Genomic DNA, 14,053 nt, shown 5'->3' with positions numbered 1-14,053 from the left:
ACCTCTCCCCAGTGCCCGTCGAAGGGGTGGACCTCCACCTCGACCCCGTCCCTCGAGGAACGTCTCGATGACCATCAGCCCACCAGAGCGTGGGAACAAGGCGAAGGACATGGTTGACCGGAACCCCGTTCCCGTCGACTTCGATGTTCTCGGCAAGCCCGGGCACTTCGATCGCACCCTCGCCAAAGGTCCCAAAACCACCACCTGGATTTGGAACCTCCACGCCAACGCTCACGATTTCGACAGCCACACGAGCGATCTTGAAGAGGTCTCCCGGAAGATCTTCAGCGCTCACTTCGGCCATCTGGCCGTCATCTTCATCTGGCTGAGCGGCGCCTTCTATCACGGAGCCCGCTTCTCCAACTACACCGGCTGGCTGGCCGACCCCTTGCACGTCAAACCCAGTGCCCAGGTGGTCTGGCCGATCTTCGGCCAGGAAATTCTCAATGGCGATGTGGGTGCCGGCTTCCACGGCATTCAGATCACCTCCGGCCTCTTCCACGTGTGGAGAGCCTGGGGTTTCACCAACGAGTTCCAGCTCCTCTGCACCGCCATCGGTGCCCTGGTGATGGCCGGCCTCATGCTCAACGCCGGTGTCTTCCATTACCACAAGGCAGCGCCGAAGCTGGAGTGGTTCCAGAACGTTGAGTCCATGCTCAACCACCACCTGGCCGGCCTGCTCGGGCTCGGGTCCCTGTCCTGGACAGGTCACCTGCTGCACGTGTCGCTGCCCACCACCCAGTTGATGGACGCCATCGACGCCGGCAGCCCGCTGGTGTTGAACGGCAAGACCATCGCTTCGGTGGCCGACATCCCGCTCCCCCACGAGTTTCTCAACCAGGATCTGCTGACCCAGTTGTTCCCCGGCTTCGGTGCGGGGATCTCCGCCTTCTTCACCGGCAACTGGGCCGCCTACAGCGATTTCCTCACCTTCAAGGGTGGTCTGAATCCTGTGACCGGCAGCCTCTGGATGACCGACATCGCCCATCACCACCTGGCGATCGCGGTGTTGTTCATCGTGGCTGGCCACATGTACCGCACCAACTGGGGCATCGGCCACAGCATCAAGGAAATTCTCGAGGGCCAGAAGGGCGATCCCCTGCTGTTCCCCGCGCCCAAAGGTCACGATGGGCTTTACGAATTCCTGACCACTTCCTGGCACGCCCAGCTGGGTCTCAACCTGGCGCTGTTCGGTTCGCTCACGATCATCGTGGCGCACCACATGTATGCGATGCCTCCGTATCCCTACATCGGTATCGACTACCCGACCCAGCTGTCGCTGTTCACCCACCACATGTGGATCGGCGGCTTCCTGATCGTCGGAGCCGGTGCCCACTCGGCCATCGCACTCATCCGCGACTACGACCCGGCCAAGAACATCGACAACGTTCTGGATCGGGTGCTGAAAGCCCGTGATGCCCTGATCAGCCACCTCAACTGGGTGTGCATTTTCCTGGGCTTCCACAGCTTCGGCCTCTACATCCACAACGACACCATGAGTGCCCTGGGACGTCCCCAGGACATGTTCAGCGACACGGCGATCCAGCTGAAGCCCGTCTTCGCGCAATGGATCCAGGGCCTGCACGCCGCTGCCGCCGGCACCACCGCTCCCAATGCGCTGGCCGGTGTGAGTGAAGTGTTCAACGGCACTGTCGTCGCCGTCGGCGGCAAGGTGGCCGCTGCGCCGATCCCCCTGGGAACGGCCGACTTCATGGTCCACCACATCCACGCCTTCACGATCCACGTCACCGTGCTGATCCTGCTGAAGGGTGTGCTCTATGCGCGCAGCTCCCGCCTCGTCCCCGACAAGGCGAACCTGGGCTTCCGCTTCCCCTGCGACGGCCCCGGCCGTGGCGGTACCTGTCAGGTGTCTGCCTGGGACCACGTGTTCCTCGGCCTGTTCTGGATGTACAACTCCCTGTCGATCGTCATTTTCCACTTCAGCTGGAAGATGCAGAGCGACGTGTGGGGCACCGTCAATGCCGACGGCAGCGTCCAGCACATCACCAACGGCAACTTCGCCCAGGGCGCCATCACCATCAATGGCTGGCTCCGGGACTTCCTCTGGGCTCAGGCTGCCCAGGTGCTGAACAGCTACGGCTCGTCCTCCAGCGCCTACGGTCTGATGTTCCTGGGTGCCCACTTCGTCTGGGCCTTCAGCCTCATGTTCCTCTTCAGCGGCCGCGGCTACTGGCAGGAACTGATCGAGTCCATCGTCTGGGCTCACAACAAGCTGAAGGTGGCTCCCGCCATCCAACCGCGGGCGCTCTCCATCACCCAAGGCCGTGCCGTCGGTGTCGCCCATTACCTGCTGGGCGGTATCGCGACCACCTGGGCCTTCTTCCTGTCCCGACTCATCGCGGTCGGCTGACCTCCACCTGACCTTTCCCAATGGCAACGAAATTTCCTTCGTTCAGCCAGGGTCTGGCACAGGACCCGACAACCCGCCGTATCTGGTACGGCATCGCCACGGCTCACGACTTCGAGAGCCATGACGGAATGACGGAGGAGCGGCTTTACCAAAAGCTGTTCTCCACCCACTTCGGTCACCTGGCGATCATCGGCCTCTGGGTTTCGGGCAACCTGTTCCATATCGCCTGGCAGGGCAACTTCGAGCAGTGGGTCGCCGATCCGCTGCACGTCCGTCCCATCGCTCACGCGATCTGGGATCCCCACTTCGGCCAGGGCGCCATCGACGCCTTCACCCAGGCGGGCGCCTCCTCTCCTGTGAACATCGCCTATTCCGGTCTGTACCACTGGTGGTACACGATCGGCATGACGACCAACATGGAGCTCTACCAGGGTTCCATCTTCATGCTGATCCTCTCGGCATGGGCCCTGTTCGCCGGCTGGCTCCATCTCCAGCCCAAGTTCCTGCCTTCCCTGGCCTGGTTCAAGAACGCTGAATCGCGGCTCAACCATCACCTGGCTGTGCTGTTCGGCTTCAGTTCCATCGCCTGGACCGGTCACCTGGTCCACGTCGCTATCCCCGAATCCAGGGGACAGCACGTCGGGTGGGACAACTTCCTCTCGGTCTCGCCCCACCCCGCCGGTCTGGCTCCGTTCTTCACCGGCAACTGGGGGGTCTATGCCCAGAACCCCGACACCGCCAATCAGGTGTTCGGTACCTCTGAGGGAGCAGGCACCGCGATCCTCACCTTCCTGGGTGGTTTCCACCCCCAGACCGAAGCTCTCTGGCTCACGGACATCGCCCACCACCACCTGGCCATCGGCTGCATCTTCGTGATCGCCGGCCACATGTACCGGACCAACTTCGGTATCGGCCACTCGATCCGCGAGATCCTCGACGCCCACAACCCGCCGAAGGGCACTCCGTTCGGTGGAGCCCTCGGTGCTGGTCACAAGGGGCTGTATGACACCGTCAACAACTCCCTCCACTTCCAGCTGGGCCTTGCCCTGGCTGCGTTGGGAGTCGTGACCAGCCTGGTGGCGCAGCACATGTACGCGCTGCCGTCCTATGCGTTCATCGCCAAGGACTACACCACTCAGGCGGCCCTCTACACGCACCACCAGTACATCGCCATCTTCCTGATGTGCGGTGCCTTCGCCCACGGCGCGATCTTCTTCATCCGCGACTACGACCCGGAAGCCAACAAGGACAATGTTCTTGCCCGGATGCTTGAGCACAAGGAAGCCCTGATCAGCCACCTGAGCTGGGTCTCTCTGTTCCTCGGCTTCCACACCCTGGGTCTCTACGTCCACAACGACGTGGTGGTCGCCTTCGGTACCCCCGAGAAGCAGATCCTGATTGAGCCCGTGTTCGCCCAGTTCGTCCAGGCCTCCAGTGGCAAAGCCCTCTATGGCATGGATGTCCTGCTCGCGAACGCCGACAGCATCGCCACCACGGCGTGGCCCAACAACGGCGCCGTCTGGCTGCCCGGCTGGCTCGATGCCATCAATGCAGGCAACAACTCCCTGTTCCTGCAGATCGGCCCTGGTGACTTCCTGGTCCACCACGCCATCGCCCTGGGTCTGCACACCACGACCCTGATCCTGGTGAAGGGTGCCCTGGATGCCCGGGGTTCCAAGCTGATGCCCGACAAGAAGGACTTCGGCTACTCCTTCCCCTGCGACGGCCCCGGCCGTGGCGGCACCTGCGACATCTCGGCCTGGGACGCCTTCTATCTGGCCGTCTTCTGGGCCCTGAACACCGTGGGTTGGGTCACCTTCTACTGGCACTGGAAGCACCTCGCCATCTGGCAGGGCAACGTGGCCCAGTTCAACGAATCCAGCACCTATCTCATGGGCTGGTTCCGCGACTACCTGTGGCTCAACAGCTCCCAGCTGATCAACGGGTACAACCCGATGGGTTCCAACAACCTGGCCGTCTGGGCCTGGATGTTCCTCTTCGGTCACCTGGTGTGGGCCACCGGCTTCATGTTCCTGATCTCCTGGCGGGGTTACTGGCAGGAGCTGATCGAAACCATCGTCTGGGCACACCAGCGCACGCCCCTCGCCAACCTGGTGGGCTGGCGCGACAAGCCCGTCGCTCTCTCGATCGTTCAGGCCCGCGTGGTGGGTCTCGCCCACTTCACGATCGGCTACATCCTCACGTATGCGGCCTTCCTGATCGCGTCCACGTCAGGCAAGTTCGGCTGAGCCTCCGGCTCCCGAACACCGTCAACGCCCCTTCTCGAATCTTCGAGGGACCCCCGAACCCCCGGTCATCACCGGGGGTTTTTTATGGCCATGGAGTCCTGAGTGCTGCCTGTGCGTGTCGGCATCAATAGGCGGGGCAACGAGGATGTTTCTGCCCACCTGGATCGGTGGATCCCCTCCTGGTCACTCCCGCCGTCGCTCGCCTGGGTGATCCGATTCATGTCCACCCGCCCCCATGTTGTCCGGAACACCTCGACAGGTGACGGAGCCGTGGATAACCCTCCCACCTCTTCAACACCTATTTGCCCAGGCTTAACCTGGCACGAGGGCATAGCTGTCAGATTTAAGGTGAATGCAGCTTATTTAAATGGCTCTCACCTTTTCCGCGCTGGATCCTTTCATCCAGGCGTCAAATGGCGTGATCTCGGTGGCAGATCTCGGGGCCAATGCTGAAATCTCTGCGTACAATCCAACCACGGGTTATCTCTATACCGTAGGCGGTGGATCCGGGGCCATTGTTGTTTCCGACCTTCGAAATCCTGCCAACCCCTTGGCTGTTGCAAGGGCCACATCCACTGGCAATGGTGAGACGCTTCAGAGCGCTGCCGTGTTCGGCAATCTGCTTGCCATTGCGGTGCAGAACGCGGTCAAGACCGACCCCGGCTTCGTGCAGTTCTACGACCTGAGCAATCCGGCTCTGCCTGTTCACATCAGCACCGTGACCGTGGGTGCCCTGCCCGACATGGTCAAGTTCAGCAGCGACGGCCGCAAGCTGTTGGTCACCAACGAAGGAGAGCCGAACGCTGCTTACACCATCGATCCGGTCGGTTCCATCTCTTTGATCAATACCAGCGGTTTTCTCGCGGCCGTGCCCGTGGCTCCCGCCGCAGCCGATGTGCAGAGTGTGGGCTTTGAGGCCTGGGAGAACCGCCGTGCCGAACTGATCAACCGCGGAGTCCGCATCGGCACCCGATTGGGCGTCACAACCACCGTGGCCCAGGACATCGAACCCGAGGCCATCGCCTTCAGTGCCGATGGCAACACCGCCTGGATCACTCTGCAGGAGAACAACGCCATCGCCGTGGTCGACCTGACCGGTGCCGCTCCGGTGATCAGCACCATCTTCTCCGCTGGCATCAAGGATTGGTCCCGCGGCGTTGCCAGCGCCGAGAATTTCACCTACGAGCTGGAGTATGCCGCCGGCGCCGCCAACCAGCCCGCTGGTGTGCTGGCCGGCGGTCTGTCCGGTCTGTTCTTCGCCGGTAAGGAGACGGTGAACGGCACGGAGCTGGATGTTTACTACTCCATCACTGATCGTGGCCCCAACGGCGATCTGATCGCGGGTCAGCGTCAGTTTCTCGACCCGGACTTCCAGCCCACGATCTACAAGCTGGGCATGAATCGCGCCACGGGCGCCGTCACCGAGCTGGGCCGCATCGGCCTCAACCGTCCCGATGGCACCCCCCTCACCGGCCTGCCCCAGCTGGCGATCAAGGATGACGTGCCGATCGATGCCACCAATGCCGCGCTGGCCTACGACCCGTTCGGCATCGACTCGGAAACCGTCTCGCGCTTCAGCCTCACCATCGGCGGCAACACCCGCCAGGTGTTCGCCGTCGGCGATGAGTACCGCGGCCAGATCTCGATCTTTGATGCGCTCAGCGGCAACCTGATCCAGCGCTACATTCCCGCCGGCCAGAAGGCCCAGCTTGCGGCCCAGCACAACGTGGGCGGCGCCACCCCGATCGGCGCTGAAACGATCGACAGCCTGCCGGCCATCTACGGAAACCGCTGGAGCAACCGGGGCATCGAGGGCATGACCTTCAACCCCAACGACGGCCTGCTCTATGCCTTCATGCAGAGCCCCCTGGATGTGGATGCCAACGGGGACGGCATCACCGAAGGCCGCAGCCGCTCCGAACTCACCCGCATCCTCGCCGTCGATCCGGCCACCGGTGCCCCTGTGAAGGAGCACCTCTACCTGCTCAGCGGCCGCGCCGGCCAGGACAAGATCGGCGACGTCAGCTTCGATGCGGCCCGCGGCGTGTTCCTGGTGATGGAGCGCGACAGCAGCCGCAGCCTCACCGGCTTCAAGCATGTGTTTGAGGTGGATCTGCGCGGCGCCACCGACACCCTGCCGCTCACCTCCGCCGTCGACCAGGCCACGGCCGGCTGGCTGGCCGCGATCGGCGTGGCCAGCCCCGAGCTGCTCGACAACCGCCGCAGCCTCGTCGACCACGACAGCAACCCCGCCACCCCGACGATCTTCAGCACCTCCAGTGCCGATGCCCTGGCGGCGGCCGGCATCCGCCTGGCCCACAAGATCGAGCTGTTCAACCTGCCGTCGATCGGCGGCAGCCTGGCCTACGACAAGCCGGAAGGTCTCACCATCCGTGATGACGGTGCGGTGGTGATCAACTATGACAACGACTTCGGCACCGAAGGCGCCAGCGGCAATGCCTTCACCGTGGTCAGCTTCGACGGTGCCGGCTTCGACAGCTCCGACCGGGACGGCCCCTCGAACAGCAATCTGTACCGGCCGATCTCCGGCCTGCCGCTCTACGGCCTGACCATGCCCGATGGCATCGCCGCCTTCACCGATGCCCAGGGCCGCAGCTTCCTCCTGGCGGTGGGTGAAGGGGACTCCCGTGAATACCCGCCGGACCAGGGCACCACGTTCTTCGATCTGACGCGGGCCAGCGATGGTGCCCTGGTGAGTGGCACCCCTTTTCGGGACCATCCCGGTGTGGATGCGCTGAATGACGCCTTCGCCGCCGTCACCGGCATCAGCCGCACCCGACTCAACCTGCTCAACGACTACGGCGACATCAATGGCGACGGTCTGATCGACAAGCCCTTCAGCATCGGCTCCCGCTCCCTGCGCATCTTCGACGACAAGGGCAACCTGGTGTTCGATTCCAGCGCGGCCCTGGAGGACCTGGCCGACAGCCTCGGCCTGATGGCCTCCAACCGCGACGACGACAAGGGCACCGAACCCGAGATGGTGGAGATCGCCACCGTGGCTGGCCGCACCTACGCCTTCGTGGCCCTGGAGCGCACCACCACCAGCGTGGCGGCCGTGTTCGATGTGAGCGATCCCTACAACGTGGTGGCGGTGGATCCGGTGGTGTTCCCCGGTGCCGAGCGCATTGAGGGCCTCACCTTCCTGCGCAGCGAGGCCGGCGAGCCGGCGGGGGTGATCGCCAGCAGCGAAGGCAACGACAAGGTGAGCATCACCACGGCGGCACCCCTGGCGGCCGGCAGTGCCTTCAAGCTGCAGCTGTTCCACCTGGCCGATCAGGAGGGCGGCATTGCGGCCCTCGATGACGCCCCCCGCCTGTCCGCGGTGCTCAACGCCCTGCGGGCCCAGGACATCGATCTCGATGGCATCCCCGGTTTCGTCAACACGCTCACCCTCTCCAGCGGCGACGCCTGGATTCCGGGCCTCTTCTACGGGGCCTCCGCCCAGGCCTACGGCGCCGTGGGTCGCGGTGATGTGCTGATCCAGAACGCCCTGGGCGTGCAGGCGATCGCCTTCGGCAACCACGAGTTCGACCAGGGCACCACGGTGGTGCGGGATCTCATCCGGGCCAATGCCGCCTCCGGCTACCCCGGCACCGCCTTCCCCTACCTGAGCGGCAACCTCAACTTCGCCACCGACGCCAACCTGGCGGGCCTGGTGGTGCCCGCCGGCCAGGCGCCCCAGCCCAACAGCATCACCGCCAGTGTCGTTTTCGATGTGAACGGCCAGACGGTGGGTGTGGTCGGGGCCACCACCCCAACCCTGCGCACCATCTCCAGTCCGGGCAGTGTGGGCGTGGCCCCCGTCCCCTTCGGTGGCACTCCCACGGCCGCTGAGCTCGATGCCCTGGCTGCGGAGATCCAGGCCGATGTGGATGCCCTGTTGGCCGCCAACCCTGGCCTGAACAAGGTGATCCTGCTGGCCCACATGCAGCAGATCAGCATCGAGCAGGCCCTGGCCGAGCGCCTGCGGCACGTGGACATCATCGTGGCCGGCGGCTCCAACACCCGCCTGTTCGACAGCAACGATCTGACCCGCCCCGGCGACAGCGTCCAGGGCCCCTACCCGATCGTCAAGACCGGCGCCGATGGCAAGCCGGTGGCGGTGGTGAACACCGACGGCAATTACAAGTATCTGGGCCGTCTGGTGCTCGATTTCGACAGCCAGGGGGTGATCATTCCCGCCAGCTACGACCCCACCATCAGCGGAGCGTTCCGCACCGATGCCGCGGGTGTGGCCGCCCTCAATGCCGAAGCCTTCATCGACGCCCGTGTGCAGGAGGTGGTCGACAACCTGCGCGAGGTGATCGTCGCCCAGGAATCGGAATGGTTCGGCATCAGCGAGGTGTTCCTCAACGGTAACCGCAACCCCGGTGTGCGCAGCGAGGAGACCAACCTCGGCAACCTCACGGCCGACGCCAACCTGGCCTATGCCCGCCAGATCGATCCCACCGTGGTGGTGTCGCTCAAGAACGGCGGCGGCATCCGCAACTCGATCGGCCAGTCGATCATTCCCACGGGCTCGGTGAGCGGTGTCCCGGAACTGCTGCCCACCGCAGCGGTGTTCGATGCCCAGGGCAATGTCGTCAAGCCGGAGGGCGGCATCTCCCGCAACGACATCGCCAATGCCCTCAGCTTCAACAACGGCCTGTCCCTGGTCAGCGTCACACCCGCTGAGCTGAAGGCGCTGATCGAGTACGGCATCGCTGCCGGCATCAACCAGGGCCGCTTCCCCCAGGTGGGCGGCATGGCCTTCAGCTACGACCTCAGCCGTCCGGCCGGCTCCCGGGTGGTGAACCTGGCGATCCAGGACGACGCCGGCAACGATCTCGACATCATTGTCCGTGGTGGTGCCCTGGTGGGGGATCCCAGCCGCTCCATCCGCATGGTGACCCTGGACTTCCTGGCCAGCGGCGGCGACGGTTACCCCTTCTCCAGCCTGACCAACCCCAACCGGGTGAACATCACCGAGACCGGCGCCCCCCCCACCGGCACGGCCACCTTTGCGGCCAATGGTTCCGAGCAGGACACCCTGGCCGAGTATCTGGCGGCCAACCACTCTCCGGCCAACCCGTTCACCTCAGCCGATACCCCGGCGGCCCTCGACACCCGCCTGCAGAACCTGGCGGTTCGCAGCGACGCGGTCATCGACCCAGTCCGCCTCGGCACCGCTGGGGACGACACCACCCTGCCGGGCCAGTCGACGGTCCCCGGCTTCGACGGCCGCCTCGACACCGTCTTCACCGGTGCGGGCAACGACGAAGTCGATGTGGCGATCACGGGCGGCTTCGACAACACGATCTTCACCGGATCCGGTGCCGACGTGGTGTATGCCGGCAGCCGTGATGTGATCACCGGTGGCAGCGGCAGCGACCAGATCTGGGCGATCGACGGCGGGCAGAACCGCCTCAGCGGCATGGCCGGCGACGATGCATTCATCATCGGCAGCACGGGCAACCGGGCCCTCGGCGGCGCTGGCAACGACATCTTCACCATCCTTGGTGGGGCCGGTACCAACCACCTCAATGGTGGTGCCGGTGCCGACCAGTTCTGGCTGGTGAGCGAGCCGGGGGACCGCCCCGCGGCCAAGCAGTTCGTCATGGACTTCACCGTCGGCCAGGACCTGGTGGGTCTGCGCGGGGTGGCCTTCGCCGACCTGGGCTTCTCCCAGGTGGGCGCCGACACGCTGCTGCGTGTGTCCGGGGTGGCCGTGGGTCACTTCACGAACATCAGCGCCTCCGCGCTCAACAACCAAGCCAACTTCGCTCTGGTTTAGAGCATTTCACCTCAGGGGCATTCCAGGCTACAGAGCCGGTGTCAGCAGCATCACTCCAGGGCTGATCCGGCGATTTGAAAATACAGAAGTCCGGCAGACTCCCGCCTCTTCCTTATTCCCAAGGACGGGTTCGCAGCATCACTTTCCTTTCTCCTTGCTCGCCATGACGACCTCTGGAAATCACGTCATCTTCATCCATCCGGATGGTGCTAGTCCGTCACACTTCGGATTTGCCCGCTTCATCGACCATGGTCCCGATGGCCGGCTTAACTGGGACAGGATGGAGGCCGCTGGTGTCTATCTCGGGCACATGGAGGACCAGCTGGGTGGCACCTCCAATGGCGGCGCGGTCACCCATGCGACCGGTGCCAAGGTCTATGCCGAATCCTTCGGCTTTGAGCAAGGCAACCTCCCCATCACTTCGCTGGACGGCAGCAACAACACGATCGTGGAGGCGGCCATTCAGGCCGGCAAGGTGACGGCGCTGGTGCAGTCCGGAGCCATCTTCGAGCCGGGAACGGCCGCCTTCGTCGCCAAGACCGAAGAAATCGTCAATCCCAATGGATCGCGCGTCGTTCCAAGAGCGCAAGCTGCTGAAATTGCCAAGCAGGTTATCGAGTCAGGTGTCAACTTCATCTTCGGTGGCGGTGAGCTCAATCTGCTGCCGGTCGGTGTGGCCGGATTCCATGGCACGGCGGCTCAGTACGACGCCCTGAGTACCAGTTCCAGCGTACGGCCGAGCCAGAACCTGATCGAGCTGGCCCAGAGCCTTGGCTACACCGTCGTCTATACCAAGGATCAGCTCGACAGCCTCATCAACGGCGCCGTTCTGCCGGAAAAGGTTCTCGGCGTCTTCGCTCCCATCCATACGTTCAACGACCGAGCCGAAGAGCAGCTCGCCGCCGCGGATCTGCCTTTCTATTCCCCCACGGCGCCGGCGATCGCCGAGATGCTGACGGCGGCCCAACGCCTCATGGAGGCCCACCCCAGCTTTGACAAGGGGTCGATCACGATCGTGGAAGAAGAAGGCACGGATAACTTCGGCAACAACAACAACGCGGCCGGCACCCTTGAGGCCCTGCGGAGGGCGGATGCGGCCATCGGTGTCGCCCTCGATTTTGTAGAGCGCCATCCCAACACGCTGGTGATCACAGCGGCAGACAGCGATGCCGGCGGCCTGCAGGTTCGAGACCCGCTGGCCTCGGATCGGCCCGTGGGTTCCATCTCAAACAATCCGATCGATGGCACGTCGGGTCGCAATCTGCCGACCGATGGCGTCACCGGCGTCAACAGCCTGCCGTTCCTGTCGGCTCCTGATCAAAACGGTGACCGATTCAGGCTGAGCATTGCCTGGGCGGGCTTGCCGGATTTCAGTGGCTCGATCGTCTCCAAGGCCCACGGCCTCAATGCCGAGCGGTTGCCCGCCACTCTGGACAACACAAAGATCTACGAATTGATGTACGAGACTCTGTTTGATACAGAGATCGCCTCTCGCCTCCCGGATCAGATCAAGACGGCTCCTCGCTCGAATCAGCCGACGGGCAATGTGATCTTTATCCATCCCGATGGCTCGACGCCTTCGAGCTTCATGGCCCTGCGGAACATCGACCAGGGCCCGGATGGTCGCCTGAACTGGGACAAGATGACCAAGGCCGGTGTGTATCTCGGCCATATGGAGAACCAGCTGACCGGCACCTCCAATGCCGGCGCCGTCACCCATGCCACAGGAACAAAGGTCTTCAATGAATCCTTCGGCCTTGAGGAGGACAACACGCCCATTCGCTCGGCGTCCGGGAAGCTGGGCTACACGATCCTCGAAGAGGCCATTGAATCGGGGAAGGCCACGGCCCTGATCCAGTCCGGCCACATCGGCGAGCCCGGCACGGCAGCGTTTGCTGCCGCCACCACCAACCGGGATGGCAACACCATTCGTGCCCGGGACAAGACCGCCGAGATCGCTGAGCAGGTGATCCGCTCGGGAACCCAGGTGATCCTGGCCGGTGGAGAGGTCTATTTGCTGCCGAAAGGGACGCTCGGCTTCCACGTCACCGCCGAGATCGACGCCCGGTTCTCGGATGCGGAAGACCGCCCGACCCAGAACCTGATCGAACTGGCCAAGTCTCTCGGTTACCAGGTGGTTTACACCAAGGACCAACTGCTCGAGGCGGCCCGGACGGCAACGCCGGCGACGAAGCTGCTCGGCATCTTCGCCGCCAACCACACCTTTGACGATCGCCGCGAGGAGAGCCTTGGCCTGAACACGGACGCTCCCCTGCCTTTGTATGTGTCCACGGCTCCCACGGTCGCCGAGATGCTGGCGGCCACCCTGGAGATTGTTGGCAAGAGCGACGACGGTTTCTTCGTCGTGGTTGAAGAGGAAGGAACGGATAACTTCGCCAACAACAACAATGCCATCGGAACGATCGAGGCAACCCGACGTGCGGATGCGGCCATCGGCGTGGCCATGAACTATGTCGATCAGAAGGATCCCAACACCCTGGTCATCACCGCGGCCGACAGCGACGCCGGCGGTATGCAGGTGTTCCAGTTCGCGCCTTACACCAGGCCGGCGGGCAATTTCGATGCCTCCAACCCCAACCTCGCCGATACGCAGCCCGAGGTGCCGTTCATCAATGTGAACCGCACCACCACCAACACATCCAGGGTCTTTCTCGATGGGCCGGAGGGCAGCACAGCAACCCCGGGTCAGCCCTGGACCGCCTTCGGGTCGGTGAACAGCGTGGATGGCCCCATGGGCAACTTCGGCATCGCCTGGGCCGGGACGCCGGACTTCCCCGGCAGCATCGTCACCAAGACCTACGGCATGAATGCCGATCGGCTGACCTCCACGGTCGACAACACGGGCATCTATGGCCTGATGTACACGACCCTGTTCGGCATCGATCCGATGGTGCTGGCCCAGCGCGGTGAGGTTCTGGTGGGAACCGAGGGCAACGACTCCACCCTGCCGGGCCAGTCCACGGTTCCCGGATTCGACGGCCGGGTGAGCACGGTGTTCACCGGCGCCGGCAACGACGAAGTCGATGTGGCGATCACGGGCGGCTTCGACAACACGATCTTCACCGGATCCGGTGCCGACGTGGTGTATGCCGGCAGCCGTGATGTGATCACCGGCGGCAGCGGCAGCGACCAGATCTGGGCGATCGACGGCGGGCAGAACCGCCTCAGCGGCATGGCCGGCGACGATGCATTCATCATCGGCAGCACGGGCAACCGGGCCCTCGGCGGCGCTGGCAACGACATCTTCACCATCCTTGGTGGGGCCGGTACCAACCACCTCAATGGTGGTGACGGTGCCGACCAGTTCTGGCTGGTGAGCGAGCCGGGGGACCGCCCCGCGGCCAAGCAGTTCGTCATGGACTTCACCGCCGGCCAGGACCTGGTGGGTCTGCGCGGGGTGGCCTTCGTCGACCTGGGCTTCTCCCAGGTGGGCGCCGACACGCTGCTGAGTGTGTCGGGGGTGGCCGTGGGTCACTTCACGAACATCAGCGCCTCCGTTCTCAACAACCAGAGCAACTTCGCCCTGGTCTAAGTGCCACCGGCAGGTCGCGTCCCTGGAAAGGGGACGCGGCCTGCTCCGGCGCCAAGGGCAAGTCCCGGCGCCTTCCTCGCTCC

4 protein-coding genes are annotated in these 14,053 nt (G+C 64.1%); all 4 read left to right on the top strand.

The window, feature by feature from the left end:
* Positions 1 to 67: 67 nt before the first annotated feature.
* The 4 genes from psaA to CYAGR_RS08725 all read left to right on the top strand — a co-directional run bounded on the left by psaA (position 68) and on the right by CYAGR_RS08725 (position 13,970).
* Positions 68 to 2,371: a photosystem I core protein PsaA gene (gene psaA / locus CYAGR_RS08740; protein ID WP_015109440.1), complete on the top strand. Its 2,304-nt coding sequence runs from the start codon at positions 68 to 70 to the stop codon at positions 2,369 to 2,371.
* Between the two features lie 20 nt (positions 2,372 to 2,391).
* Entirely contained in the window at positions 2,392 to 4,620 is a 2,229-nt protein-coding gene (gene psaB, locus CYAGR_RS08735; RefSeq protein ID WP_015109439.1) for a photosystem I core protein PsaB, read from the top strand.
* A 367-nt stretch (positions 4,621 to 4,987) separates the two neighbouring features.
* Positions 4,988 to 10,417 (top strand): choice-of-anchor I domain-containing protein, encoded by a 5,430-nt coding sequence (locus tag CYAGR_RS16510; RefSeq protein WP_015109438.1) that lies wholly within the window; start codon positions 4,988 to 4,990, stop codon positions 10,415 to 10,417.
* Between the two features lie 163 nt (positions 10,418 to 10,580).
* On the top strand, positions 10,581 to 13,970 hold the full coding sequence (locus tag CYAGR_RS08725) for an alkaline phosphatase (protein ID WP_015109437.1): 3,390 nt from the start codon (positions 10,581 to 10,583) through the stop codon (positions 13,968 to 13,970).
* Positions 13,971 to 14,053 lie beyond the last annotated feature (83 nt).

Origin of the sequence: Cyanobium gracile PCC 6307 (assembly GCF_000316515.1) — a bacterium.
GTDB lineage: Bacteria > Cyanobacteriota > Cyanobacteriia > PCC-6307 > Cyanobiaceae > Cyanobium > Cyanobium gracile.
This window is presented reverse-complemented; position numbering and strand designations above follow the sequence as displayed.